We start from the raw sequence: 26,456 nt of genomic DNA on the forward strand, positions 1-26,456 counted from the left end.
TCCAGAATGCCTGCTTTCTTCCCGAAAGCATGCCCATGTCTGACTATTCTTCCTCCCGTGCCGCCGCTGCGTTGCCCGCCACCGTCTGGCTGATCGCCGTGGGCGCGTTCGCGCTGGGCATGGCGTCGTATGTGACGGCGGGCCTGATGCCGATGATCGCCGGCGCCTTTTCCGTGTCCGTGGCGATGGCCGCGCAGCTGGTAACGGCGTTCACCCTGGCCTATGGCCTCGGCTCGCCACTGGCCGTGGCCTTGCTGCCGGCGCGCGCGCAGCGTTCCGGCCTGCTGGGCGCACTGGGCGTGTTCGTGCTGGCGAACGGGGCCAGCGCGCTGGCAGCAGGATTTTCCAGTCTGCTGGCCTGGCGGGCCGTTGCCGGCATCGGCGCCGGTGTCTACCTGGCGCTGGGCATCGCGGCGGCGGCGGGCGTGTCGGCGCCGCGGCAGCGCGGCAAGGCCATCGGCGCGATCATGGGCGGCATGGCGGGCGGCACGGTGCTGGGCGTGCCATTGAGCTTGCTGCTGGCGCAGCAGCTGGGCTGGACGGCTGCCCTGTGGCTGGTCGCCATACTCGGTACGCTGGCGCTGGCGGGCTTGCTGTGGAAGCTGCCCGCGCTGCCGGTGGCGCCGGCCATGTCGCTGCGCCGCAAGCTGGCCTTGCTGGCCGATCGTCAGGTGCTGGCCATTTTGCTCGTGTCGCTGCTGGCGGCCATCGCCAGCCTGGGCATGTACACGTTTATTGCGCCGCTGCTGGCGTGGTCCGCGCACGGCGCCGCGATATCCGCCACGCCCTTCCTGTGGGCGTGGGGCGTGGGCGGCATCGCGGGCAGCGTATTGGTCGGGCCATGGGCGGACAAGGTGGCGGCGCCGAAACTGACTTGGCTCATCCTGCTGTTGCTGGCGCTGGCCTTGTGCGCGCTGCCGCTGGCGGCCGGCTGGTCGGCCTGGCTGATGCTGGCGCCCATCGTGCTGTGGGGTGCGGCCGGCTGGGCCCTGCAAGTGCCGCAGAACCAGCGGCTGCTGGCCGTGCGCGCGCGGCAGGGCGACGGCAACCTGGCCATCGCCCTCAACGAATCGGCGCTGTACCTGGGCAGCGCCATCGGCGCCGCCGCAGGCGGGGTACTGCTCCTGCTGGACTGGCCCATGTGGCTGCTGGCGGCCGGCGCCGCCCTGGTCGCCGCCGCGGCGCTGCTGCTGCAGTTGCCGGCCGCGCGGCGGACTTAAGCCTTTTTCGCCAGCTGCATGCCCACGGGCAGGGCGCGGATGCGCTTGCCCGTGGCGGCGAAGATGGCGTTGCACAGGGCCGGCGCGATGGGTGGCGTGGCCGGTTCGCCCACGCCGCCCAGCTCCATGTCCAGCGTGCCCGGCACCAGGTGCGTGTGGATCACGTGTGGCGCGTCGGCGGCGCGCAGCACGCTATAGTCGTGGAAATTGCTTTGCTCGACCCGGCCATTCTTGAAGCTGATCTCGCCGCTCATGGCCAGCGACAGACCCATGATGCAGGCGCCCTCGATCTGCGAGCGCACGCGGTCCGGATTGATCTGCGGGCCGCAATCCATGGCGATATCGACCCTGGGCACGATGACTTCGCCAGCCGCATTGATTTCCACTTCGATCACGGCCGCCACATAGGTGACGAAACTGTAGGACACGGCCAGGCCCAGCCCCCGTCCCTTGGGCAGCTTGCGGCCCCAGCCCGCCTTGGCCGTCGCCAGCTCGATCACGTGGCGCATGCGACCGATGTCGACTGGATACTTCGCCGGGTCTTCGCCGTAGTTCCAGGCGTCGGACAGGTCGCCCGGGTTGATCTTGCGCGCGGGACCCAGCAATGCCAGCAGGTAGTCGCGGTGGTCCTTCTTCGCCGCATGCGCCAGTTCGGCCGTGAACGACTGGATGGCAAACGCGTGCGGGATGTTCGACACGGAGCGGAACCAGCCGATGCGCGTATGGGCCGGCACTTCGGGCACCTCGACGCGGATGTTCGCAATGGCGAACGGCACGTTGATGGCCGACATGCCCAGCTCGAACGGCGCTTGCTTGTTCGCGCCGGCGGCAAAGGTCGAGGTGATGGTGGGTGCGGCCGTGCGGTGCAGCCAGGCCGTCGGCATGCCTTTCGCATCCAGCGACGCTTCCAGCCGTTCGACGGACACCGTGTGCAGGTAATCGTGCTGCAGGTCGTCGTCGCGCGTCCACGTCAGCTTGACGGGCGCGCCATCCATGGCTTTCGACAGCAGCGCCGCCTCGACGGCGAAATCGGGTTTCGACTTGCGCCCGAAGCCGCCGCCCAGCAAAGTCACGTGCACGGTCACGTCGTCGTACGCCAGGCCCAGGGCCTTGGCCACGTTGCTGCGCGTCGCCTGCGGCGCCTGCACGCAAGCCCACACTTCGGCCTTGCCATTGGCGATGCGCACGGTGGCGGCGGGCGGCTCCATCGTGGCGTGGGCCAGGTGGGGCAGATAGTATTCGGCACTGAGCTTGCGCGCGGCGGGAGCGGCGGCCAGGGTGGCCACCGTCTTGCCCTGGTCGCGCGCCGGGCTGGCGGGCTGGCGCACGGCCGCTTCCAGGGTCTTGCGGAAGGCTTTCGAGTCGTAATCGCCGTTCGGGCCATCGTCCCATTCCAGCACCAGCGCTTCGCGGCCCTTGATGGCGGCCCAGGTATTTTTCGCGATGACGGCCACGCCGCCCAGCGGATTGAACATGGCCGGCGGCGGGCTGCCCGCCAGTTCGACGATGCGCAGCACGCCCGGCACTTTCAGGGCCGCCGTCTTGTCCACGCTTTTCAGCTTGCCGCCGAAGACAGGCGGACGGGCGATGACGGCATACGCCATGCCGTCGAGGCGCGTGTCGATGCCGAAGTGGGTATTGCCCGTGACGATGTCGTGCAGGTCGATGCCGCGCGTGCTGTTTTGGCCTATATAACGCAGCTCGTCCGCCGTTTTCAGGCTGATGCGCGCGCGCGGCGGCACGGGCAATTTGGCCGCTTCCTCGGCCAGCGCGCCGAACGACAGCGAGCGTCCGCTGGCCGCATGCACGACCGCATGGTTGACGGCCTTGACTTGGGTGACGGGCACGTCCCAGCGCACGGCGGCGGCCGTTTCCAGCATCAGGCGCGCCGTGGCGCCCACGTGGCGCATGGCGCGGAACGAGTGGCGCATGCTGCGCGAGCCGTCCGTATCCTGGCTGCCGTAGCGCGCCTCGTCGGCGGGCGCCTGTTGCACGCGCACCTGCGCCCAGTCGGCGCCCAGTTCGTCGGCCGCCACCATGGGCAGGCTGGTGCGGATGCCCTGGCCCATTTCGGAGCGGTGTACAACAATGGTGACGATGCCGTCGGCGGCGATCGACAGGAAGACGAGGGTGTCATCGACCACGCCGCCAGCCATCTTGTCGCCGCCGTATTTGACGGCGTCGGCCGCCATCACGAGGCCGGAAGGGCCGGCCACCAGTGTCAAGCCGGCCAGCGCACCGGCGGCCTTGAGCCAGTTGCGCCGCGCAGGCGAATGTGCGGCGGCAGTGTCATGGATGCTCATTTGGCCGCTCCTTTCGCGTGGATGCTGGCCGAGGCCTGCTTGATGGCCGCGTGGATGCGCGTGTAGGTGCCGCAGCGGCAGATGTTGCCGCTCATCGCTTCGCGGATTTGCTGGTCGTTCGGTCTTGGGGTCTTGTGCAGCAGGGCCGTGGCCGACATGATTTGCCCGGCCTGGCAATAGCCGCATTGGGGCACGCCGTGTTGCTGCCATGCCTGCTGCAGGGCCAGGCCGACCTGGTCGTCGCCCACCGCTTCGATGGTGGTGATCTTCTTGCCGGCGGCGGCCGACACGGGCGTCACGCAGGAGCGGATCGCTTCGCCATCCATATGCACGGTGCAGGCGCCGCACAGGGCCATGCCGCAGCCGAATTTGGTGCCGGTCATGCCCAGTTCGTCGCGCAGGGCCCACAGCAGGGGCGTGTCTTCAGGCAGCGCAAGGTCGTGCTGCTTGCCATTGATGGTCAGGGTCGTCATGTGTAGTCCTCGGAATGGGGATGGTGCGGGGAAGCGCGACGGCCATCCGACATATGGATGAGCGCATCAGTATGGGATGGTAGCACCAGCCGCCTTGCGCTGCAGGGCGCGGGTCCGGTGGCATACTGCGGCTACTGATATCGGAGTTTTTCATGACATACATCGCAGTGGCGCCGGGCCTGCCCGACATCCTCGCTCCCGGCTTGCAGGTGGTTTTTTGCGGCCTCAATCCCGGCGTGGACGCGGCGGCGGCCGGCCACCATTTTCTCGGCCGCGGCAACCGTTTCTGGCCCGTGCTGCACCTGGCCGGCTTCACGCCGCACCTCGTGGCGCCGCAGGACGATGCCAGCGTGCTCGGTTTCGGGCTGGGTTTGACGGCGGCCGTCGGGCGCCCGACCAGCCGCGCGGACCAGGTGGGAACGGACGAATTCGCGCAAGCGGAGGCCGGCCTGCAGCACAAACTGGCATTGATGCAGCCGCAGTGGATCGCCTTCCTGGGCAAGGCTGCCTACGCGGCGATGACGGGGAAACGCCAGCTGGCGTGGGGCGAACAGCCGGAGCGCTTCGGCGGCGCGCGCGTGTGGATACTGCCCAATCCCAGTGGCCTCAATCGCGGCTATTCGAAGGAGCGGCTGGTCGACGCCTACGCGGAACTCAGGCGCGCGCTGGGCTGACTTCGCGCCGCGCGCCGGCGCCGCGACAGCTTATCCGTGGCTCAGTGGCGTGCTTCCAGCTGCGCGTACACGGCGTCGGCGATCTTGCCCAGCTCCTGCTTGGGCAGGCTCGCCGAGAGGGCATAGCCGAGCTGGCCGTCGATCCAGTAAAACACGCTCAGGTCCTTTTCCTGCGTGTAGCGGAAGGCCGTTTCCTGCTTGCCGGCCCGCTCCTTGGCCACGTACAGGGTCAGGCGCAGGCCTTTGCCGTCTTCATACATGAATTGCGCCACGGGGCCGTCGCCATCGCCGGGCAGCAGGCGCCCGCCGATCAGGTGATAGCCGAGCGGAGACAGCGCGGGCGGCCGCAAGGTGCTGCCCAGGCGTTTCGACAGCCATTGCACCAGATGCGCCTCCTGTTCCGCCCCCACCTCGACGGGGTGGCGCACCTCGGGCGTGTAGACGGCATGGGCGATGGCGGCGCTGCGCGCCAGGGAGACCGGGCTGGCGCTGGCGGTCGTGCTGTCGCCGCCGCGCAGCAGCCAGCCGCCCGCGCCGCCCGCGATGACCAGCACGATAGCCGCTGCCGCCTGCATGGCGAGGCGCTGCCAGGCGCCGTTCGCCGCCGGCGGTGCCGCCGCCTGCAGCAGCGCCGAGGGTAAGGCTTCGTCCAGCAGGGGATCGAACAGGGCGCGCAATTGGCGGTTCTGCGCGCGCCACGCATCGACCCTGGCGGCGTCCCCGGGATGCGCGCGCAGGTGGGCATCGACGGCCGCGCGCTGGTCTTCGGGCAGGACGCCGTCGGCCAGGGCGTGCAATTGCGCTTCGCTGATGGCTTGCGTTGTCATTTCACGACTTTCAGGGTGGGTGGGCCGCTGCCCTGGCTGCCGGCAGGGCGGCCATCGAGCAGGGTGCGCAGCTTGTCGCGCCCGCGCGACAAGCGCGACATGACGGTGCCGACGGGGATGTCGAGGGTGGACGCCACCTGCTCGTACGGCATCTGTTCGAGCGCGACCAGCAGGATGACTTCGCGCTGCCCCAGCGGCAAACGGGCCAGCGCCGCATCCATCTCGCCGATGGCGATGGCTTGCCCCGGCGCGCGCTCCGGCGCGGGCAGCACGGTATCGTCGTCGAGTTCCTGCAGCGCCAGGCCGGGACGGCGCAGCTGGTCCACGTGCAGGTTATGCATGATGGAGAACAGCCAGGGCCGCATCTCGCCGACGCGCTGGTCCAGCTTGCGCCACGCCCGCTCCACGGTGTCCTGCACCAGGTCGTCCGCGTGCAGGGCCCCGGCCAGCGCGCGCGCATAGCGGCGCAGGCCGGGCAGGCACGCTTGCAGCTGGCGGCTATCCTCTTGCGTGGTCATCGTGGCGGCGGGCAGGGCTGCTTACGGCTTGACGACGTGCCACACGTTCTTGAAATTGTCGCCGGCCACATCGCCCGGCTTCTTGTCTTCCTTGTACAGGTACAGGGGTTTGCCCTTGTAGGTCAGCTGCATGGCGCCGTTGTCTTCGCGCTTGATGCTGCCATACGGGGCGGCGGGCGCCGCGTCGGTGGCGATGACGGCGGGCCAGGCGACCAGGCAGCCGCCGCTGCAGGCGCTCTTGCCGCTGTCGGCGACATCCTTGTCGAACACATACACGGTCATGCCGCTGGCGTTGACCAGCATGCCGTTGGCGGGCATGACGTCGGCGGCGAACGCCAGGGGGGCGGACAACAGGGCGGCGAGGGTGGCGATAGCGGTAAAGCGCATGATGATCTCCTTGAGGTTTTTGGGGGCTTGCAAGGGATAGACGCGCGGCGCTGCCCGTTTATTCCACCGCTGACGGATTATTTTTCGCATGCAGGCTGGCCCACAGGTGGGCGGCCGCCATGGTGCGATGCGGCGCGTACTGGCGCAGCCACTGTTCCGTGCGCGCCATGTCCGGTTTCGTTTCCTCTCCGAGCAGCTTTTGCAGGGCGGCGCGGATGGCCACGTCGCCGTGCAGCGAGCAGTCGGCATAGCCGTAGCCGCGCAGCAGCGCGTAATTGACGGTCCACGGGCCGATGCCCTTCACGGCCAGCAGCGCCTGCGAAATGGCCGCCACGTCGCCGGAAGGGGGGAGCTCCAGCGACAGTTCCCCGTCATCGACGAGACGCGCCAGGCGCAGCACGGTTTCCGCCTTGGCGCGCGAGAATTTGCGGCTGGTTAAATCCTCGATGTCCAGCCGTGCCACGTCGCGCGCCTCCGGGTAGCACCAAAGACCGCTGTCATGCCGGCGCCCCGCCTGCAGAATGAAGGTGCGGCGCAGGGAAATGGCGAACGACAGGTTGATCTGCTGGCCGATGATGGCCCAGGTCAGCGCCTCGAAGGGGCTGGCCGATTGCACGATGCGCAAGCCCGGGTTGACGCGGATTAGGGGCGCCAGCAGCGGATCGGCGGCGGCCAGGCGGGCGAAGGGCTGCGGGTCGATGCGCAGGCCGAGGATGTTGAGCAGGGCGCCGTGCAGCGCCGTTTGCAGATCGTCGCTGGCGCTGCCGTCGATCTCGGCGCGGCAGACGGCCGTATCGTCCGTGAAGGCCACATCCAGCACGACGGGTACGCCGTGCAGCAGGATGCCCTTGCGCAGGCCCGTCGGCGTGACTTGTTCCGCGACGGCTTCCGTATCGCGGCTGTGGAAGGCGATGACGTCGTCGCGGCGGTAGCCGGCGGGCAGGGGGAGGGTCCAGTGCAGCAGGGTCATGGTAGCCAAATTCAGTGAAGGTAGCAGGGGCGCGCCGCCGGCGCACCGCGTTTCTTGCTGCGCTCCTTAGCGGGCGCAGATATCGGTGGTGGGCGGGCTCAGGGCCGCCGCGTGCTGGATCTGCAGCGCGTCCGGCACGCCATTTTTCACGGCCGTCAGCTCGGCCAGGATGGAAATGGCGATTTCGGCAGGCGTCTTGCTGCCGATGTACAGGCCGATGGGGCCGTGCAGGCGCGCCAGCTGTTCCGCGCTGACGTCGAACTGCAGCAGCCGCTCGCGGCGCTTGGCATTATTCACGCGCGAGCCGATGGCGCCCACGTAAAACGCAGGGGATTTCAATGCTTCCATCAGGGCCAGGTCGTCGAGCTTGGGGTCGTGCGTGAGGGCGACGACGGCGCTGCGGCTGTCGAGCTTTAATTCCAGTACCAGGTCGTCCGGCATGGCGTGCAGCAGGGGCACGCCGGGCACGTTCCAGCCGCCCCGGTATTCCTCGCGCGGGTCGCAGACGATGACGTGGTAATCCATGGCCGTGGCGATCTGCGCCACGAAGCGCGACAGCTGGCTGGCGCCGATGATCAGCAATCGCCAGCGCGGGCCGTGCTGCGTGGTGAGCACCGCGTCTTCCAGGGCCAGCACGGCGCCCGGCACGGCGGTTTGCAAGGTGACGGCGCCAGTGCGCAGGTCGAGGCGGCGCTCGACCAGTTCATGCGCTTCCAGGCGCGCCAGCAGTTCGGCCACGCGGCTGTCCGCATGCAGCGGCTCGATGGCCAGTTCGATGGTGCCGCCGCAGGGCAGGCCGAAGCGGTGCGCCTCGTCGGCGCTGATGCCGTAGCTGACGATTTCCGGCAAGGTGCGCACGATACCGTGCACGCGCACGGTGTCGATCAAGTCATCCTCGATGCAGCCGCCGGAGACGGAACCGACCACCGTGCCATCGTCGCAGATGGCCAGGGTGGCGCCCACGGGGCGGGGGCTGGAGCCCCAGGTCTTGATGACGGTGACGAGTTCGCAGCGGTGGCCGGCGGCGAGCCAGGCGGCGCTGGTTTTCAGAACTTCAAGGTCGATGCTGTCCATGGGGCAAGGGAGGAAAGCCGCAGGCAGGCGGCAAAGTATGGAATATTTTTCAATATTATGGCTATACTACGCTCTCCAACAGCCTGCGGAGAGTTTTCATGTCGAACGACCAAAAGACGCAAGATGACGGCATCCCCAAGTTTGGCAAACTGCTCATCGCCCTGTTCCTGGCGGTGGTATTTTGCGGCGCCCTGACCTGGATCATGGGCACCTACTTCCCGAACTTCCCCGGCGCCTGACCAAACCCTGTTTGATCAGGATGAAGAACGTCTGACAGAACCGTAGCCCGTAGCGAGCGGCAGCGATTTGTGGCCGAGAAGCGCAACTGTGCTTGAGCACAGTGAGCATCGCAGACCGCAAAGCGCGACGCGCAGTAGGTTATGGTAGGCGTTCTAAGGCTTGATTGGCTTCTTCGCTGCCTGCTTGGCGCGCACGTCGATGACCGCGCGGTTGACGGCCGCCATGCGAGAGTTGGTGCCCGGGTGCAGGGCCGTGTAGCCGTTGGCGACCGTGGCCGGTACTTGCGTGGCCAGGCGCTGCCAGAAGCGGGCCGCGTTGTCGACGTTGTAGCCGGCGCGCGCCAGCAGGTAGATGGCCAGGGTGTCGGCTTGCACGTCGAGTTCCTGCGGCATGGCCTTGATGCCGGCGGCGCCCGTCAGCATCGACACGTCGGGCTGCACGGCGCCCAGGCTGTCGATGATGCTGCCGGCCGTACCCGCCGTGCGCTGGCTGCGCGCGTGGTCGAGGATGTTGTGCGCCATTTCGCGGGCGATGACGAAGGCGATGCCTTCATCGTTTTGCGCCGCATTGACCATGCCGCGCGTGAGCATGATGCGTGCGCCGTCCGAATACGCGTTGATATTGTCCGCATTGCCCAGGGCGACGCGGAAGGCGCAGGCGCGCGTGACGGGAATTTTGAGGTCCTGCTGCTGGCCGTCGCGGGCGATGGTCATGTTCAGGCTGGCGCTTTTCGAGGCCAGCGGGCCGACGATGGCACCGAACGGGCCTTCCGCTTTCGGGCCTGCAGGCAGCGGCTTGCCTTCGGCGGCCAGCAAGCCGTCGCCCTTGCGCAAGCCGGCGCGCGCGGCGCCGCTGCCCGGCAAGACGCCGGACACCTGCATCTGTTCGCCGTAGCCGAGCGCTGCCTGCGCCGCGTCGGCATAGATACCGGGGTAGGAATACTTGTTCTGCGCCGTGAAGCCCAGCAGATTGCGCGCATACGTCTTGCACAGGTCCGCATTGTTGATCAGCAGGGGCGCCGAGACTTTCGACAGGCGGTCCTGCAGTGCCACCATCTTCACCAGCTCTTCCTGCGCCGCCTTTTGCTGCGCCGTCGGCGCGGGCGCATCGGGCGCCGGCACGACGTTGAACGGGCCGCTGACATTCGGCGCCGGCGTGGTGCAGCCGGCCAGAATGGCCGCGCCGGCCAACAGGAGGGGAGTGGCCAATCGGCGCAGCGAGGTTGGGGCTGGGATCAGATGGCGGAAACCTGGCATAAGTGTCAATCCTTAATGTTTGCCGGTGCTGCCGAAACCGCCAACACCGCGTTCGCTGTCGCCGAATTCCTCGACGACGTTAAAGCCCACTTGCAGCACCGGCACGACAATCAGCTGCGCCAGGCGTTCCATGGGATTGAGCGTGAATGCGCTCTGGCCCCGGTTCCAGGTCGATACCATCAGCTGGCCCTGGTAATCGGAGTCGATCAAGCCTACCAGATTCCCCAATACGATGCCGTTTTTGTGGCCCATGCCGCTGCGCGGCAAAATCATGGCCGCATACGACGGGTCGCCGATGTGGATGGCCAGGCCCGTGGGAATGAGCACGGTCTGGCCGGCTTCGATGGTGATGGGCTCGGCTATGCAGGCGCGCAGGTCGAGTCCCGCGCTGCCCGGCGTGGCGTAGGCCGGCAGCAGTTCTTGCATGCGGGCGTCGAGGATCTTGATGTCGATATTTTTCATTGAAGCCAAGTCGTTTAAAAAGTGATTATTTGAGCAGCGAATTCCTGGCGATCCGCTTCGAGATTTCGGAAATCAGCTGACGCGCCAGGTTCAATTTCGGGGCGCGCGGCAGCACGGTATGGCCTTCCTCGTCGAACAGGATGATGGTGTTGTCGTCCTGGCCAAACGTGTTCTGGCCGATATTGCCGACCAGGAGGGGAATGCCTTTTTTCTCGCGCTTGACCGAGCCGAATTCCACGAGGTTTTCCGATTCGGCGGCAAAGCCCACGCAGTACGGATAGCCAGCCAGGTTGGTGCGCGCCGCCACGGTGGCGAGGATGTCGGGATTTTGCACGAACTGCAGTTCGGGCACGGAGCCGTCGGCCTGCTTTTTCATCTTCTGGTCGCTGGCGTTGGCCACGCGCCAGTCGGCCACGGCGGCCACGGCGACGAAGACGTGCTGGCCGTCGACATGGGCCAGTACCGCATCATGCATCTGCTGCGCGCTTTGCACGTCGATGCGGCGCACGCCGAACGGCGCGTCCAGGGCCGTCGGGCCGGAAATGAGCAGCACCTCGGCGCCCGCTTCGCGCGCCGCGCGCGCCACCGCATAGCCCATCTTGCCCGAGGACAGATTGGTGATGCCGCGCACGGGGTCGATGGCTTCAAACGTGGGACCGGCGGTGACCAGCACGCGCTTGCCCGCCAGGACTTTCGGCTGGAAGGCGGCGATCAGTTCCGTCAAGAGCTGTTCCGGTTCCAGCATGCGGCCCAGGCCCACCTCGCCGCAGGCCTGTTCGCCGGCGGCCGGGCCGAACAGCTTGATGCCGTCGTCGCGCAGCTGCTGCACATTGCGCTGCGTGGCGGGGTTCTGCCACATTTCCACGTTCATGGCCGGCGCCACCAGCAAGGGCAGGTGGGAGGGGCGGGCCAGGCACAGGGTCGACAGCAGGTCGTCGCACACGCCATGGGCGAGCTTGCGCAGAAAATCGGCCGAGCACGGCGCGATCAGGATGGCGTCAGCGTGGCGCGTCAAGTCGATATGCGCCATGTTGTTGTCGATGCGGGCATCCCACTGGCTCGTGTGCACGGGGTGGCCGGACAGCGCCTGCATGGTCACGGCCGTGATGAAGTGGCTGGCCGCATCCGTCATGACCACCTGCACCGAGGCGCCCGCCTTCGTCAGCGCGCGGCACAGTTCCGCCGCCTTGTAGCAGGCGACGCCGCCCGAAAGTCCCAGGACGATTTTTTTGCCGGACAATTCCATGCCGTTCTCCTGCGTGTTTATTTGTTTACCCGGCGCAGTTCATCGATGATGAACAGGGCCGCGCCGATGCAGATGGCGCTGTCGGCGATATTGAAGGCGGGGAAATGGCCCCAGCTTTTCCAGTGGAAGTCGAGGAAATCGACCACGTGGCCGTAGATCAGGCGGTCGATGGCATTGCCCAGCGCGCCGCCGAGAATCAGCGCCAGGGCCCAGCAGAACATGCGCTGGCCGGCGTGCTTTTTCAGCAGATAAATGATGTAGATGGCGGCCGCCAGGGCGATGCCGGTGAAGAAATAGCGCTGCCAGCCGCCCTGGTCGGACAGGAAGCTGAACGCGGCGCCCTTGTTATACGCGAGCACCAGGTTGAAATACGAGGTGATGACCATCTCTTGCGCGTAGCGGAAGGTCTTCAGGATCGTGATCTTGGTGATCTGGTCGAACAGGATGACGATGGCGGCGATGCCCAGCCAGGGCACGAGCGACGCTGAGGAGGACGATTTCGATGAAAAACGGTTTTTAGTGGCCATATTTTTCCAGGGAAGATAAAGCCGCCGCCTGGCAGCAGGCGGCGGTTGGATTCATAGCATACAACGGCGGGCAAAATCGTAGCGAGCGGCAGCGAGGCTCGGCGCCCCCGTTGGCCCGAGACGCGCAGCTGTACTTTAGTACAGCGAGCATCGCAGGCCGCAAATCGCGACGCGCAGTAGATTTTGACGACGTTGTCTATGCGAAACGGCGAGATTCGCCCTTTCCAAACAGGTTGCTGACGCAGCGGCCGCACAGGGTAGCATGTGCGGCGTCCGTGCCCACGTCCGCGCGGTAGTGCCAGCAGCGCTCGCACTTCGGCGCCGTCGACGCGGCCACGACCACTTCCTCGGCCGCTTCGTCGGCGACTTCAGCCACGCTGGCCTGCGAGGTGATGAAGACGAACTTCAAGTCGTCGCCCAAGGTGGTCAACAGCTTGTACTTCATCGGCGCGGCCTTGATCGTCAGTTCCGCCTGCAGCGAGGAACCGATGGCGCCCGAGGTGCGCAAGTCTTCCAGCTGCTTCGTGACGTCCGTGCGCACCGCGCGCAGGGCCGTGTATTTCTCCAGCAGGTCGGCCGCGTCCGCGACTTCCGGCAGCTGCCACCAGGTTTGCGTGAAGATGGTTTCATCGCTGGCGGCATACGCTTCGCTTCCTGCGAAGATGGCCCATGCTTCTTCGGCCGTGAATGACAGGGCCGGGGCCATCAGGCGCAGCAGGCTTTGCGTGATGTGCCACAGGGCCGTCTGTGCCGAGCGGCGCGCGTGCGACGTCAAGCCCGAGGTGTACAGACGATCCTTCAGGATGTCCAGGTAGAAGCCGCCCAGGTCTTCCGAGCAGTAGGTCTGCAGCTTCGACACGACGGGGTGGAATTCGTAGCGCGCGTAGTTGTTCTCGATCTGCTGCTGCAGCAATGCCATGTTGGCCAGCGCATAGCGGTCGATTTCGAACATCTCCGCCACCGGCACGGCATCCGTGGCCGGATTGAAGTCCGACGTGTTCGCCAGCAGGAAGCGCAGGGTGTTACGGATGCGGCGGTACGATTCCGTCACGCGTTTGAGGATCTCGTCGGAGATCGACAGCTCGCCCGTGTAGTCGGTCGAGGCGATCCACAGGCGCAGGATGTCCGCGCCCAGGGTGTCCGAGATCTTTTGCGGCGCCAGCGTGTTGCCCAGCGACTTGGACATCTTCTTGCCTTCGCCGTCGACCGTGAAGCCGTGCGTCAGCAGGGCCTTGTATGGCGGACGGCCGTTCAGCATCGACGACACGAGCAGCGACGAGTGGAACCAGCCGCGATGCTGGTCAGAGCCTTCCAGATACAGGTCGGCCGGGAACTGCAGCTGCGTCGAGTGCGAACCGTGGGCCTGCGGGCCGCCCAGCACCGTCTGGTGCGTGGCGCCGGAATCGAACCACACGTCCAGGGTGTCCTTGTTCTTGGCGTAGATGGCCGCTTCGTCGCCGATCAGGTCTTTCAGGTCCAGCGCCTGCCATGCCTCGATGCCGCCTTTTTCGATCAGCTTGGCCACCTGCTCCAGCAGTTCCGGCGTGCGCGGATGCAGGTCGCCCGTTTCCTTGTGCACGATGAAGGCCATCGGCACGCCCCACTGGCGCTGGCGCGACAGGGTCCAGTCGGGACGGTTGGCGATCATGCCGTGCAGGCGCGCCTGGCCCCAGTCCGGGAAGAACTCGGTGTCGGCGATGCCTTGCAAGGCCGTCTCGCGCAAGGTTGCGCCGCCGTCTTTCGGCGTCACGTCCATGCCGGCGAACCACTGCGACGTGGCGCGGTAGATGATCGGCGTCTTGTGGCGCCAGCAGTGCATGTAGCTGTGGTCGAACATCTTGACTTCGAACAGCGCGCCCGCTTCGCGCAAGGCGTTGCAGATCGGCTTCGATGCTTCCCAGATGGTCATGCCGCCGAACATGGGCAGGGTCGAGGCGAATTTGCCATCGCCCATGACGGGCTTGATGATGTCGTCGTCCTTCATGCCGTGCGCCTTGCACGAAATGAAGTCGTCCAGGCCGTAGGCTGGCGCCGAGTGCACCACGCCCGTGCCGCTTTCCGTGGTCACGTATTCGGCCAGGTACAAGGGCGACAAACGGTCGTAGAACGCGTCGCTTGCATGCAGCGGATGGCGGAAGCTGATGCCGGCCAGGGCCGCGCCGTCGCAGGTGGCGATCGTCGTGCCATCGAGCTTGAAGCGGGCCAGGCTGGCCACGACCAGGTCTTGCGCCAGGATCAGCAGCAATGGCTGGCCATCGCGCTCGGCCTTCACCAGCGCATATTTGACTTCCGGGTGCACGTTGAGCGCCTGGTTCGACGGGATGGTCCACGGCGTGGTGGTCCAGATGACGATGAAACCGTTATCGGTCGGCAGGGACGGCAAGCCAAAGGCGGCCGCCAGTTTTTCTGGCTCGGCGAACTTGAACCCGACGTCGATGGCGGGATCGCGTTTTTCCGCGTATTCCACTTCCGCCTCGGCCAGCGCCGACTGGCAGTCGAAACACCAGTTGACCGGTTTCAGGCCGCGGTAGACATAGCCTTTTTCCAGCAGCTTGCCCAGCGCGCGCAGCTCGTCGGCTTCATTGCCGTGCGCCATGGTCAGGTAGGGGTTGTCCCACTCGCCCAGCACGCCCAGGCGAATAAAATCCTTCTTTTGGCGCTCGACCTGCACGTTGGCGTAGGCGCGGGCCTTTTCCAGCACTTCGGCCGTCGGCAGGTTCTTGCCGTGCAGTTTTTCGATCTGGATTTCGATCGGCATGCCGTGGCAATCCCAGCCCGGCACATATGGCGCGTCGAAGCCGGCCAGCGAGCGCGACTTGACGACCATGTCCTTCAGGATCTTGTTGACGGCGTGGCCCAGGTGGATGTCGCCATTCGCATACGGCGGGCCGTCATGCAGGATGAATTTCGGACGGCCGGCGGCAGCTTTGCGCACGCGCTCGTAAATCTTCTTGTCTTGCCATTGCTGCACCCATTGCGGCTCGCGCTTGGCCATGTCGCCGCGCATCGGGAACGGGGTTTCCGTCATGTTGACCGGGTATTTGCTTTCAGGCTTCTTGTTTTGCTTGGGCGTGGCTGGCTTGTTTTGATCGGACATAGTCTTCTTTAATGATATTGAATGGTTTGCGGCGGCAGGCGCCGCCAGGCGGCGGAGTTGGCCGGCGTCAAATTCGGTCGGTGGCGGTAATGGCGCCGCTGCGCTGCTCAAAATAGGCACGCGCCTGGTTCGAGTCGCGCTCTATGGCGGCCGTCAGGGTGGGCAAGTCGTCATACTTTTCTTCGTCGCGCAGCTTTTCCAGGAATTCCACGCGTACCAGCTTGCCGTAGCAGGACTGGGCGAAATCGAACAGATGCACTTCCAGCAAGACGCGGCCGCTGTCGTCGACGGTGGGACGCACGCCCAGGCTGGCCACGGCCGGCAGCGGTACTGGTCCCAGGCCGTGCACTTGCACGATGAAGATGCCGGACAGGGCGGGGCGGTGCGCCACGCGCAGGTTCAGGGTGGGGAAACCGAGGGTGCGGCCCAGTTTCTGGCCATGGATGACGTGGCCGGAAATGGCGTACGGATGCCCCAGCAGCTGCGTGGCCAGCGGGAAATCGCCGGCGGCCAGCGCCAGGCGCACGGCGGACGAGGAAATGCGCGTGCTGCCATTCATGACTGTCGGTAAAGTTTCTACATGGAAACCATATTGGCGGCCCGCTTCCTGCAGCATGGCCACGTCGCCGGCGCGCCGGGCGCCATAGCAGAAGTCGTCGCCGACCATCAGCCATTTCACGTGCAAGCCGTCGACGAGGACTTTTTCCGTGAATTCCTGCGGCGTCAAGGCGGCGAACTGGGCGCTGAAATGCTCGACGACGACCCGGTCGATGCCGGCGTCGTCCAGCGACTGCAGCTTGTCGCGCAGGTTGGCGATGCGCTGCGGCGCCTTCGACAGGTCGCCCGCGCGCTGCGCGAAGAACTCGCGCGGGTGCGGTTCGAACGTCATCACGGCCGCTTCGATGCCGAGTTCGGTGGCAGCTTCGCGCACGCGCGCCAGCAAGGCCTGATGGCCGATGTGGACACCGTCAAAATTGCCGATGGTCAGAGCGCAAGGCGCTCGTGCCTGGGCATTGGGAAGTCCGCGGAATACCTTCATAGGAATCTGATGAAAAACTGTGCCAAAAGGGGGATTATACGGACTGTTTCAGGGATGCACACCCGGCAGGGCGGCCGCAGGGGTAATTTCCCTGCTGAAATGATAAAAAGCGTTGCCGGCGGGTGTGCCGGCAACGCTTTAATATGGATACACTACACTCTCAACGTCGAAGCCAGGCGTAGCGAGCGGCAGTGATTTGTGGCCGAGAAGCGCAACCGTACGCTGGTACGGTGAGCATCACAGGCCGCAAAGCGCGACGCGCAGTAGCTTGGCTTCGATGTCAATTACTTATTCATCAATGCCCAGTAACGTGCCAGGTCGGCAGCGCCATCCGTGCCCTTGACGGCTTTGAGTGCCGTCGATGCGTTGGCTTTCTTGCCGGCGTGGATGTAGGCGATGCCCAGGTGCAGCTTGGCTTCTTCCGGATACTTGGCGGTGCCCATCTTCACGGCGTCATTCATCAAGCCCAGGCCTTTTTCTGCCTGGCCATCGTAGACCAGGGCGAAGCCCAGCTTGCTCAAGCTGTCGGCGTCCTTGTTCTTGACGTATTCCGCTTCCGACTTGGCGGCGTTGGCCTTCAGGTCAGCCTGGGTCTTCAGGGCCAGGTCTTTCAGGCGCTGGTGACGGGCGGCATCGGCGCCGGTGCCCAGCACGCCTTTTTTGTAGCCCTGCTCGATGATGCTCAGCGCTTCGCCAGGATTGCCTGCTTGCAAGGCCAGCTGGCTGATTTCCATGTATTCGGACGGCTTGGTGAACAGGCCGTTGGCCAGGCGCAGGCGCTGGACGTCCAGGCCCAGGCGTTGCGAGAAGCCAGGTTTGCCCGAGACGCGGTTCAGCAGGTCAGCCCAGTAGCTGGTCTTCGGATAGCTGCCGGCCAGTTTTTCCAGGGTGGCCACATAGCCGGCCTTGTCGTTCTGCTTCAACTGGATGTTGGCCAGCATTTGCAGGCTCGACTCCGAGTTGCCGCCGCGCGCTTGCAGTTCTTTCGCCGCTTCGGCGTAGTTGCCGCTGACGTAGTAGGTCTGGATCAGCAGTTCGCGCATCTGTGGATCTTCGCGGTCTTTCAGCGAACGTTTGATCCAGGTGATGGTGTTCGGCCAATCCTTGGCGCGGTAGTACATGCCTGCCAGCGCCTGGGTGAATTTGGGGGCTTCGGCGGCGCTCAGGCGGCCGGAATTGATGACGGCTTCGAAAGCCTTGATGGCGGTGCCGTTGTCGCCGGCGGCGGCAGCGGCCGAGGCGCGCACGCGCTCGATCTGGTAGCTTTCAAAGGCGGTCTTGCCGCCGACGCTGTCAGCTTCGCGCAGCTTGGCCAGCGCTTCCTTGTTTTTGCCGCTGCTAGCGAGTTTTTGCGCTTCTTGCAGTGGCTTGCCCACTTCGGCACGCACGGTGTCCGCGGCGTATGCCAGCGAGCCCAGGCCGATTACGGGAGTTGCTGCGGTAAAACCGATAGCGGCCATGACGAGGCCGAGATGAGCGAGACGAAACTTGGACATAAGAAAGTCTTTCAGTAAAAAGCGAATAGGCAGGAAGTCCTGCCTATTCGGATGTAAAGAGAACCTGATTGCAGCTTACTGGAATTGCTCGTTGCCGACCAGACCGATTTTGGTCACGCCCAGACGCTGCGCCGACGCCATCACACCGGCGACGACTTTGTATTCCACCAGCTTGTTCGGACGCAGATGCACTTCCGGCTGGTCTGCTTGCGCAGCAACGTTGCTCAGCTTGGCTTCCAGCGAAGCGCGGTCAGGAACGACCTGATTGTCCCACAAGATCGTACCGTCAAAATCGACATCGATCGTGACGACCACTGGTTCGGTTGTCGGTGGCGGCGGGGTGCCGACCGGCATGTTCAAGTTCACCGAGTGGTTTTGCTTAGGAATCGTGATGATCAACATGATAATCAGCACCAGCATCACGTCGATGAGGGGCGTCATGTTCAGTTCCATCATTGGTTCCGGATCCGCGCCTGGAGCGCTTCCCGAACCGACATTCATACTCATAGTGTTTCCTTTAAGAAGTCCAACGAAGCACCGGGCGAAACTGCCGCCCGGTCAGCTTCCGGCAGTGGCGAGCCCTTGTTGCCGGGGCGCCGCTGCCAGTTGCTATCAGCCCTTGTCAGGTGGTTCGGTGATGAAGCCGACCTTCTGGATCCCGGCACGTTGGGTCGTGTAAATAACCCGGCCGATCGATTCGTAGCGTGTTTCTTGGTCGCCACGAACGTGTACTTCCGGCTGCGGTACTTTCACTGCTTCAACTTTCAGATAATCGAACAGTTCGCTCGTATCTTTCAGTTTCTTCTGGCCCAGATAAATCTCGCCATCCTTGTTGACAACGATGTTGACGTTTTCTGGCTTGCTTTGAAGGGCTTGGTTGGCCTCGATCGGCAGATCGATTTTCTGCAATTTGAGGACAACCGGACTGGTGATCAAGAAAATGATCAGCAAAACCAACATGATGTCGACGAGCGGCGTCGTGTTGATTTCTGACATTACTTGATCTTCATCTCCGCTGTCGGAGCCGACGGACATCGACATGATTCTTATCCGATCTTTTTAGCGCCGGCAGCACGGCCAGCTTCGCTGGTCGACATTGCGCCGGAGATCAGTACCGAGTGAACGTCGGCGCTGAACGAGCGTACGTCTTCCATTGCGGTTTTGTTACGACGTACCAGCCAGTTGTAACCCAGAACGGCAGGAACGGCGACCAGCAGACCGAAAGCGGTCATGATCAGTGCTTCACCAACTGGACCTGCAACTTTATCGATCGAAGCGTTACCGGTCATGCCGATGTTGGTCAGCGCGCCATAAATACCCCAAACGGTACCGAACAGACCGATAAACGGTGCGGTCGAACCAACGGTTGCCAGGAACGACAGGCCATCTTGCAGACGCGATTGGACTTTGTCCGAAGCGCGCTGGATCGACATCGTCACCCAGGTCGACAGGTCGATTTGTTCCAGCAGGGCGCCGTCATGGTGAGCCGTTGCCTTGGTGCCCGATTCAGCGATGAAGCGGAATGGCGAGCCTTCGGTCAGCGTTGCCGAACCAGCAGCGATCGAAGGCGCTTTCCAGAATTTGGCAGCGGTTTCTTTAGCTTGCTTGAAGATCTTCATTTGATCCATCAGCTTGGTGATGATGATGTACCAGCTGCCGATCGACATGATGGCCAGGATGATCAGGGTGGCGCGTGGCACGAAGCCGCCGTCCCACACTGCTTGCAGGCCGAACGGGTTGTGGACTTCTTCGGTTTTGGCTGGAGCGGCTGCGTCAGCGGCTGGAGCTGCTGCTGGAGCGGCGGCATCTGCGGCAGCTGGTGCTGGTGCAGCGTCTGCCGCAGGAGCCGAAGCGGCAGCCGATGCTGGCGCGTCAGCGAATGCCGGAGCTGCTACCAGAGCGGTAGTAGCGGTAACGGACAACAGAACCGCGGCAAAAAATGCGGACAAACGGGTATTCTTAAACATGCTTCCTCCAAAATTAAAAATAACAGATCGCTGAACGTAATGACAACGAAATCATGGTGTGAGACAGGGGGTAACTGTCTCGGGTTTTAATCCAGCGACCAAACGTATTGCATTTGCTGCCAGCCTTGTTCCGGCTTGCCGTCAACTGTTGCCGGCTTAAATGTACAGCGGCTGATACCTTGCACCGCAGCTTTGTCCAGGTCTCTGAAGCCGCTGGACTTCACGATCTTCGAATCAGCGACCTTGCCGTCTACACCGATCAGGAACGACAGTGTCACCACACCGGTTTCCTCATTGCGCTGCGACGACTTTGGATAAGCCGGCTTTTCGCAGACACTGAAGTCAACCACGGCCGGCGTACGCACCGATTTGGCTGGTCCAGGAGTTGGCGCAGGCTGTGCAGGCGGTGCTGGCGGTGCCAATACATTCGTGGCTGGCTTCACAGCAGTCGTATTTGCAATCACGTTTTGCTGTGGCGGCGGCTGCTGCACGTTCACCTCGACTGGCGGAATGAATGGCGGCGGTGGCGCTTTCATTTCTGGCGGCGGTGGTGGCGGTGGAAGATCCTTCGGTGGAGGCGGTTTGACTTCCTCGATAATCTTGGTTTCAACCGGTTCCATCATTTTGGTGACCAACCGCTTGCCCAAGCCCGTCACGATCCCGTAAGCCGCGAGAACGTGCAGCAGGACAACGATAGTGATGCCTGTGTAGTTCTTGGGACTTTTCTCGTTCGAAAAATTCATGCCTGCTTTCTCCAAATACCATCTCTTGTCTTGCAACTGAACCCCAAAATGACGACACAAAGCTCCAGCCGTATCCGGGACGTCGCCGAATTATACATACGAATTCTTTATTTTACACAGATTTTTAACGCCTAAAACCGGTTAAATTTTTGGCGCTTTTGCGCCCTGAAAACGTACTTGCTTATGTCATCTTTGCACGCTTTCGGACAGAAAAAAAGGCGGTCTTATCGGTTTTTTACAGCCGTTTTGGGCTACCACTGCTAAGTTCTCCGATGTGCCCATATGGCGGAATTATATTTCGTGATATTCAATATGGAAACCGCTAAATTTGGAGGAAAATCTTTCTTTTTGGAAATGTTTTGACTCGGAACCAGACCACTTAGCGGCCCGCGCGCACCAAACGGGTGCGGAACGCACTTTATCCAGGTCAAAAAAGGCGGTCCTGGCGGCCCATTTGAGGTCGCCAGGCCATACTGAATTCCTATATAGGCATAGGAAGCGCTTATATTCTTGCTATTGATTATTATCAACAAATCATTTCATGGCCGGACAACGGGGTCGTCGCGCCGGTTGCGTTTTTCCCGACGGCAATTCAAGGTGCCCAGGACGACGCCCTGCGGGTCGACCGTATCGAGGTGCACATCGAAGCCCCACAGCCGTGCCACGTGCTTGAGCACCTCGGCCGCCTGCTGGTTCAGCGGGCGGCGCTGGAATTGCGTGTGGCGCAGGGTCAATGCGCGGTCGTCGCGCGTATTGACGGACCAGACCTGGATGTTCGGCTCGCGGTTGCCCAGGTTGTACTGCTCGGCCAGCTGCTGGCGCACATAGCGGTAGCCGGCATCGTCGTGGATGGCGGAAATGGCCAGCTTTTCATTCTTGTCGTCGTCGAGCACGGCAAAGAAGTGGAATTCGCGGATCAGCCGCGGCGACAGGTACTGGGCGATGAAGCTTTCATCCTTGAAATTGCGCATGGCAAAGTCCAGGCTCTTGCGCCAGTCGCTGCCAGCCATGTCCGGGAACCAGGCGCGGTCTTCGTCCGTCGGATGCTCGCAGATGCGGCGGATGTCGCTCATCATGGCAAAACCCAGCGCATACGGGTTGATGCCGCTGTAATACGGGCTGTCGATGGGCGGCTGATAGACCACGTTGGTATGGCTTTTCAAAAATTCCATCATGAAGCCGTCGCCCACCACGCCTTCGTCATAGAGCTGGTTCAAGATCGTGTAGTGCCAGAAGGTGGCCCAGCCTTCGTTCATGACCTGGGTTTGCCGCTGCGGATAGAAATACTGGGAAATCTTGCGCACGATGCGCACCATCTCGCGCTGCCACGGTTCCAGCAGCGGCGCGTACTTCTCTATAAAGTACAGCAGGTTTTCCTCGGGTTCGGGCGGAAAGCGGGGCGCGGCCTTGCGCTGGTCGTCCTCGTCGTCGTCCTCGTCGCGCCGGGGCAGGGTGCGCCACAGCTGGTTGATCTGCGACTGCACATAGGCTTCGCGCTCTTTCTGGCGCGCATACTCCTTCGCCATCGACAATTTCGCCGGGCGCTTGTAGCGGTCCACGCCATAGTTCTGGATGGCGTGGCACGAGTCGAGCAGCAATTCCACGGCGTCGACGCCATGGCGCTGTTCGCATTCGGCGATGTAATTCTTGGCAAACACCATATAGTCGATGATGGCATCCGCATCCGTCCAGGCGCGGAACAGGTAATTGCCCTTGAAGAAGGAATTGTGGCCGTAGGCCGCATGCGCGATCACCAGCGACTGCATGGTCAGGCTGTTTTCCTCCATTAAATAGGCGATGCACGGGTTCGAGTTGATGACGATCTCGTAGGCCAGGCCCATCTGGCCCCGCTTGTAGCTTTTCTCGGTAGATAAAAAATGCTTGCCGAACGACCAATGGTTGTACGAGACGGGCATGCCGACCGAGGTGTAGGCATCCATCATCTGTTCGGCCGTAATGATTTCCAGCTGGTTCGGATAGGTATCGAGGCCAAACTGCTTCGCCACGCGGCGGATTTCTTCGTGGATTTGTTCGATCAGCTCGAACGTCCATTCCGACTGCTCGGGCAGGGCGTTCGGGTGGCGCAGGCGCACGAACGGTTCGCCCAGAGTATTGCTGGCGCGGTCAAAGGCTGCACTCATCATTTCACCTGTTTCTTGAACAGTTCGCGGAAGACCGGGTAGATATCGGCCGGCGTGACGATCTTTTGCATGGCGAAATGGGCGTGATGGTCGAGCACGCCCGCATATTGCTCCCACAGGTTTTGCTGCGGGCCGTCGGTGATCTCGACATAGGTGTAGTACTGCACCTTGGGCATGATGGTGTTGATCAGCAACTGGCGGCATTGCACGGAATCGTTGTCCCAGTTGTCGCCGTCGGATGCCTGCGCCACGTAGCTGTTCCATTGCCCGGCGCCATAGCGTTCGTCGATGATGGTGTTGAGCAAGTGCAGGGCGGACGATACGACGGTGCCGCCGGATTCGCGTGAATTGAAGAATTCATGCTCGTCCACCTCCGCCGCCGCCGTATGATGGCGGATGAAGACCACCTCGATCTTGTCGTAGACGCGCTTGAGAAACAGATATAACAGGATGAAGAAGCGCTTGGCCGTGTCCTTGCGCGATTCGTCCATGGAGCCGGAGACGTCCATGATGCAGAACATGACGGCTTGCGTCATCGGTTTGGGCACCTTGATGCGGTTGCTGTAGCGCAAGTCGAACGGGTCGATGAAGGGAATCGCCAGCAGGCGCGTGTGCAGGTGGTGGATCAGGCGGCGCAGCTCCGTGACCAGAGGGTCGCTGTCGGGCGCCCCTTCGTGCAGCAAGACGGCCAGGTCTTCCTCGGCCTGCGCCAGCTTCTTGCGGGCGCCGCCGCCGACGGCGATGCGCCGCCCCAGCGCGCCGCGCAGGGAACGCAGCACGTGGATGTTCGATGGCGTGCCCGACATATTGTAGCCGGCGCGCTGGTTCTTGAATTCCGTGGTGGCCGTCAGCTGGGTTTTCACCATGTGCGGCAATTCCAGGTCCTCGAAGAAATAATTCATGAATTCTTCGCGCGACAATTCGAAGATGAAATCGTCTTCCGTCGTCTCGTCGCTGTTGCCCGCCTTGCCCCTTCCGCTGCCGGCGCCGCCTTTCGGCCGGGCGATCTGGTCGCCTTTCAGGTATTCCTTGTTGCCGGGATTGACCACTTCCCACACGCCGCCATGCGCGTGGCCGAACGACGGTTCGCCCACGTCCTTGACGGGGATGCTGACCTTCTCGCCATTCTCGACGTCCGTGATCGAGCGCCCCTTGATGGCGCGCCCCACGGCATCCTTGATCTGGCCCTTGTAACGCCGCAGGAAACGCTCGCGGTTGACGGCGGATTTATTCTTGCTTTGCAAGCGCCTGTCGATGAGGTATGTCAAAGGGTGCCTCCTTGCCTCTCGTCTTGCGCGCCCCGCCAGTCGCCGGGCGGGAGCGCGCCTCCGCTGTCCGCGCTAGGATGACTTGCGCACGCGCAAGTACCATTCGCATAACAGGCGTACCTGCTTGGCCGTATAGCCTTTTTCCACCATGCGGGCCACGAAGTCGGCGTGCTTGTTGGCATCGTCGGCACTGGCCTTGGCATTGAAGGAAATCACGGGCAGCAATTCCTCCGTATTCGAGAACATTTTCTTTTCGATCACGGTGCGGAACTTTTCATAACTGGTCCAGGCGGGATTCTTGCCGCCGTTCGAGGCCCGCGCACGCAAGCCGAAGTTGACGATTTCGTTGCGGAAATCCTTCGGATTGGAAATGCCCGCCGGCTTCTCGATCTTTTCCAGCTCATTGTTCAGCGATTCGCGGTCAAAACTTTCGCCCGTGTCCGGATCGCGGTATTCCTGGTCCTGTATCCAGAAATCGGCGAACGTCACGTAGCGGTCGAAGATGTTCTGTCCGTATTCCGAATAGCTTTCCAGGTACGCCGTCTGGATTTCCTTGCCGATGAATTCCACGTAGCGCTGCGCCAGGTGCTCCTTAATATAGGAGAAGTAGCGCTGCTCGAGTTCCGGCGCGAACTGCTCGCGCTCGACCTGCTGTTCCAGTACATATAATAAGTGCACGGGATTGGCGGCCACTTCGGAATTGTCAAAGTTGAACACCTTCGACAGGATCTTGAAGGCAAAGCGCGTCGACAGCCCGTTCATGCCCTCGTCCACGCCCGCGTAATCGACGTATTCGTGCATGGACTTGGCTTTCGGGTCCGTATCCTTGAGGTTTTCGCCATCGTAGACGAGCATCTTCGAGAAGATGCTGGAGTTTTCCGGGTCCTTCAGGCGCGACAGGATGGCGAACTGCGCCATCATGCGCAGGGTGCCGGGCGCACACGGGGCCTTGACCAGCGAGGAATTGGCCACCAGCTTGTCGTAGATCTTGATTTCATCGGACACGCGCAGGCAATACGGCACCTTGACTATATAGATACGGTCAAGAAACGCCTCGTTGTTGCGGTTGTTTTTGAACGTCTTCCATTCCGACTCGTTCGAGTGGGCCAGGATGATGCCGTCGAACGGTATCGCGCCGAAGCCTTCCGTGCCCTTGTAGTTGCCTTCCTGCGTGGCCGTCAGCAGCGGGTGCAGCACCTTGATCGGCGCCTTGAACATTTCCACGAATTCCATCAAGCCCTGGTTGGCCAGGCACAGGCCGCCCGAATAGCTGTAGGCATCGGGGTCGTCCTGCGCATAGTCTTCCAGCTTGCGGATGTCGACCTTGCCCACCAGCGAGGAAATATCCTGGTTGTTCTCGTCGCCCGGCTCCGTTTTCGAGATGGCAATTTGCTTGAGCACGGACGGGTAGCGCTTGACGACGCGGAACTGGTTGATATCGCCATTGTATTCATGCAGGCGCTTCACGGCCCACGGGCTGGGGATGTTGCGCAGGTAGCGGCGCGGGATGCCATAATCCTCTTCCAGGATGGTGCCGTCCTCTTCCTCGTTGAACAGGCCCAGCGGCGATTCGTTGACGGGCGAGCCTTTCAGGCAATAGAAGGGCACGTGTTCCATCAGCGACTTGAGTTTTTCCGCGATGGACGACTTGCCGCCGCCGACGGGCCCCAGCAGATACAGGATCTGCTTGCGTTCTTCCAGGCCTTGCGCGGCGTGGCGGAAGTAGGAGACGACTTGCTCGATGACTTCCTCGGTGCCGTAGAACTCGCGGAAGGCGGGGTAGATCTTGATCACCTTGTTGGCGAAGATGCGCGACAGGCGCGTGTCGTTGCGCGTGTCGACCAGTTGCGGCTCGCCGATGGCGGCCAGCATGCGTTCGGGCGCGCTGGCATACGTCAGCTTGTCCTTCTTGCACAGGGCCAGGTACTCGGTGAGCGACATTTCCTCTTCGCGGGTGCGCTCGTAGCGTGCTGCATAGTTATCAAAAATGGTCATGTCAATGTCCTTTAATGTAAACCTGAACTGCCAGTCACCATGGCCGCCCGCCTGGCACTCGCCTGGGCTTGCCGTCTGAACTTTTCCTGTACCCCGTACCGATTTTTATTGTTGTTTCAAGCCCGGCTGTCTTTGCGAGTCCGGATTGCCCGGACCAAAAAACTGGCGCTTGATGCCGTGCGCTGACGTGGCCAGCCGGCTTTTTTTTCACTGTTGATAGCGCTTGTTGCACCTACCATTACCCCATGAAATTTATTATTGCTCTAAAGGATCAGGAAGTCAAAAGATATGTCAGAATATCCTTAATACTTGTTTGTAAATTGTTGATTTAATTGGATAAACCATCAAATTTTTCATCCATTTCAATGAACCTTTTTGGCCCTTTTAAATCATCATACGACAATTCGCCAGCGCGTGCCGGTGCGTGCCGTGACGCTGCCGCAGCCGGCGCCACGGCGGCCGGGCGCCGGTGAGGCCGGCCATCTTGCGCTAAGATGCCTGCATGTCTGATGGCCCAGCGCGCCGCGCGCGCG

24 protein-coding genes are annotated in these 26,456 nt (G+C 62.8%); 3 read left to right on the top strand and 21 right to left on the bottom strand.

The window, feature by feature from the left end:
* The first annotated feature begins 35 nt into the window (after window positions 1-35).
* Window positions 36-1,220 carry an MFS transporter gene (locus tag ACQ4WQ_RS01485; protein WP_436494206.1) on the top strand — a complete coding sequence of 395 codons (1,185 nt, stop codon included), beginning with the start codon at window positions 36-38 and terminating at the stop codon, window positions 1,218-1,220.
* Here ACQ4WQ_RS01485 and ACQ4WQ_RS01490 read toward each other — a convergent pair.
* Both ACQ4WQ_RS01490 and ACQ4WQ_RS01495 read right to left on the bottom strand, forming a co-directional pair.
* The gene (locus tag ACQ4WQ_RS01490; protein WP_436494208.1) at window positions 1,217-3,523 is read right to left on the bottom strand and encodes a xanthine dehydrogenase family protein molybdopterin-binding subunit; all 2,307 of its coding nucleotides are present in this window, start codon (window positions 3,521-3,523) and stop codon (window positions 1,217-1,219) included. The genes ACQ4WQ_RS01485 and ACQ4WQ_RS01490 overlap by 4 nt on opposite strands.
* Window positions 3,520-3,996 carry a (2Fe-2S)-binding protein gene (locus ACQ4WQ_RS01495; protein WP_326456416.1) on the bottom strand — a complete coding sequence of 159 codons (477 nt, stop codon included), beginning with the start codon at window positions 3,994-3,996 and terminating at the stop codon, window positions 3,520-3,522. Before ACQ4WQ_RS01495 ends, ACQ4WQ_RS01490 begins: the two co-directional genes overlap by 4 nt.
* A 152-nt stretch (window positions 3,997-4,148) precedes the next feature.
* Here ACQ4WQ_RS01495 and mug point away from each other — a divergent pair, with 152 nt between their 5' ends.
* Window positions 4,149-4,670 carry a G/U mismatch-specific DNA glycosylase gene (mug, locus tag ACQ4WQ_RS01500; protein WP_436494210.1) on the top strand — a complete coding sequence of 174 codons (522 nt, stop codon included), beginning with the start codon at window positions 4,149-4,151 and terminating at the stop codon, window positions 4,668-4,670.
* 41 nt (window positions 4,671-4,711) lie between these two features.
* On the opposite strand, the gene ACQ4WQ_RS01505 is transcribed toward mug, so the two are convergent.
* From ACQ4WQ_RS01505 to ACQ4WQ_RS01525, 5 genes are all read right to left on the bottom strand, one after another.
* Entirely contained in the window at window positions 4,712-5,497 is a 786-nt protein-coding gene (locus ACQ4WQ_RS01505; RefSeq protein WP_326456418.1) for an anti-sigma factor family protein, read from the bottom strand.
* A complete protein-coding gene (locus tag ACQ4WQ_RS01510) occupies window positions 5,494-6,015 on the bottom strand; it encodes an RNA polymerase sigma factor (RefSeq protein WP_436494213.1) in 522 nt (173 codons plus the stop codon). The genes ACQ4WQ_RS01505 and ACQ4WQ_RS01510 overlap by 4 nt, the downstream gene beginning before the upstream one ends.
* 21 nt (window positions 6,016-6,036) lie before the next feature.
* The gene (locus ACQ4WQ_RS01515; RefSeq protein ID WP_409028005.1) at window positions 6,037-6,402 is read right to left on the bottom strand and encodes a COG4315 family predicted lipoprotein; all 366 of its coding nucleotides are present in this window, start codon (window positions 6,400-6,402) and stop codon (window positions 6,037-6,039) included.
* Window positions 6,403-6,460: 58 nt separating this feature from the next.
* A complete protein-coding gene (locus ACQ4WQ_RS01520; protein WP_436494215.1) occupies window positions 6,461-7,372 on the bottom strand; it encodes a DNA-3-methyladenine glycosylase family protein in 912 nt (303 codons plus the stop codon).
* A 66-nt stretch (window positions 7,373-7,438) separates the two neighbouring features.
* Complete coding sequence (locus tag ACQ4WQ_RS01525) at window positions 7,439-8,446, bottom strand: XdhC family protein (protein ID WP_436494217.1); 1,008 nt, start codon at window positions 8,444-8,446, stop codon at window positions 7,439-7,441.
* Window positions 8,447-8,544: 98 nt separating this feature from the next.
* Between ACQ4WQ_RS01525 and ACQ4WQ_RS01530 the strand changes: the two genes are divergently transcribed.
* Window positions 8,545-8,685, top strand: a complete 141-nt coding sequence (locus tag ACQ4WQ_RS01530) for a hypothetical protein (RefSeq protein WP_175444556.1) — start codon at window positions 8,545-8,547, stop codon at window positions 8,683-8,685.
* A 153-nt stretch (window positions 8,686-8,838) separates the two neighbouring features.
* Here the strand turns inward: ACQ4WQ_RS01530 and ACQ4WQ_RS01535 are convergent, their stop codons facing one another.
* From ACQ4WQ_RS01535 to ACQ4WQ_RS01600, 14 genes are all read right to left on the bottom strand, one after another.
* Window positions 8,839-9,894 carry a M48 family metalloprotease gene (locus ACQ4WQ_RS01535; protein WP_436494219.1) on the bottom strand — a complete coding sequence of 352 codons (1,056 nt, stop codon included), beginning with the start codon at window positions 9,892-9,894 and terminating at the stop codon, window positions 8,839-8,841.
* Between the two features lie 60 nt (window positions 9,895-9,954).
* Complete coding sequence (dut, locus tag ACQ4WQ_RS01540) at window positions 9,955-10,404, bottom strand: dUTP diphosphatase (RefSeq protein WP_326456424.1); 450 nt, start codon at window positions 10,402-10,404, stop codon at window positions 9,955-9,957.
* A gap of 25 nt (window positions 10,405-10,429) precedes the next feature.
* The gene (gene coaBC / locus ACQ4WQ_RS01545; RefSeq protein ID WP_436494222.1) at window positions 10,430-11,650 is read right to left on the bottom strand and encodes a bifunctional phosphopantothenoylcysteine decarboxylase/phosphopantothenate--cysteine ligase CoaBC; all 1,221 of its coding nucleotides are present in this window, start codon (window positions 11,648-11,650) and stop codon (window positions 10,430-10,432) included.
* Window positions 11,651-11,667: 17 nt separating this feature from the next.
* On the bottom strand, window positions 11,668-12,177 hold the full coding sequence (gene lspA, locus ACQ4WQ_RS01550) for a signal peptidase II (protein WP_152250316.1): 510 nt from the start codon (window positions 12,175-12,177) through the stop codon (window positions 11,668-11,670).
* Window positions 12,178-12,373: 196 nt separating this feature from the next.
* Complete coding sequence (ileS, locus tag ACQ4WQ_RS01555) at window positions 12,374-15,274, bottom strand: isoleucine--tRNA ligase (RefSeq protein ID WP_436494224.1); 2,901 nt, start codon at window positions 15,272-15,274, stop codon at window positions 12,374-12,376.
* Window positions 15,275-15,341: 67 nt separating this feature from the next.
* Entirely contained in the window at window positions 15,342-16,313 is a 972-nt protein-coding gene (locus tag ACQ4WQ_RS01560) for a bifunctional riboflavin kinase/FAD synthetase (protein WP_230502563.1), read from the bottom strand.
* Window positions 16,314-16,597: 284 nt separating this feature from the next.
* Window positions 16,598-17,809 (bottom strand): tetratricopeptide repeat protein, encoded by a 1,212-nt coding sequence (locus tag ACQ4WQ_RS01565; RefSeq protein ID WP_326456428.1) that lies wholly within the window; start codon window positions 17,807-17,809, stop codon window positions 16,598-16,600.
* A gap of 75 nt (window positions 17,810-17,884) precedes the next feature.
* Window positions 17,885-18,316, bottom strand: a complete 432-nt coding sequence (locus ACQ4WQ_RS01570) for an ExbD/TolR family protein (RefSeq protein WP_176741207.1) — start codon at window positions 18,314-18,316, stop codon at window positions 17,885-17,887.
* Window positions 18,317-18,421: 105 nt separating this feature from the next.
* On the bottom strand, window positions 18,422-18,850 hold the full coding sequence (locus ACQ4WQ_RS01575; protein WP_034754165.1) for an ExbD/TolR family protein: 429 nt from the start codon (window positions 18,848-18,850) through the stop codon (window positions 18,422-18,424).
* Window positions 18,851-18,855: 5 nt separating this feature from the next.
* Window positions 18,856-19,776 carry a MotA/TolQ/ExbB proton channel family protein gene (locus ACQ4WQ_RS01580; protein ID WP_436494227.1) on the bottom strand — a complete coding sequence of 307 codons (921 nt, stop codon included), beginning with the start codon at window positions 19,774-19,776 and terminating at the stop codon, window positions 18,856-18,858.
* Window positions 19,777-19,862: 86 nt separating this feature from the next.
* The gene (locus ACQ4WQ_RS01585; RefSeq protein ID WP_034754161.1) at window positions 19,863-20,519 is read right to left on the bottom strand and encodes an energy transducer TonB; all 657 of its coding nucleotides are present in this window, start codon (window positions 20,517-20,519) and stop codon (window positions 19,863-19,865) included.
* A 539-nt stretch (window positions 20,520-21,058) separates the two neighbouring features.
* On the bottom strand, window positions 21,059-22,660 hold the full coding sequence (locus tag ACQ4WQ_RS01590) for a SpoVR family protein (protein ID WP_436495936.1): 1,602 nt from the start codon (window positions 22,658-22,660) through the stop codon (window positions 21,059-21,061).
* Complete coding sequence (locus ACQ4WQ_RS01595) at window positions 22,660-23,928, bottom strand: YeaH/YhbH family protein (protein ID WP_436494229.1); 1,269 nt, start codon at window positions 23,926-23,928, stop codon at window positions 22,660-22,662. The genes ACQ4WQ_RS01590 and ACQ4WQ_RS01595 overlap by 1 nt, the downstream gene beginning before the upstream one ends.
* A gap of 72 nt (window positions 23,929-24,000) precedes the next feature.
* Window positions 24,001-25,923, bottom strand: a complete 1,923-nt coding sequence (locus ACQ4WQ_RS01600; RefSeq protein ID WP_034754154.1) for a PrkA family serine protein kinase — start codon at window positions 25,921-25,923, stop codon at window positions 24,001-24,003.
* Between the last annotated feature and the right edge of the window lie 533 nt (window positions 25,924-26,456).

Source organism: Janthinobacterium goodfellowi (genome assembly GCF_051380695.1).
Classification (GTDB): Bacteria; Pseudomonadota; Gammaproteobacteria; order Burkholderiales; family Burkholderiaceae_D; genus Janthinobacterium.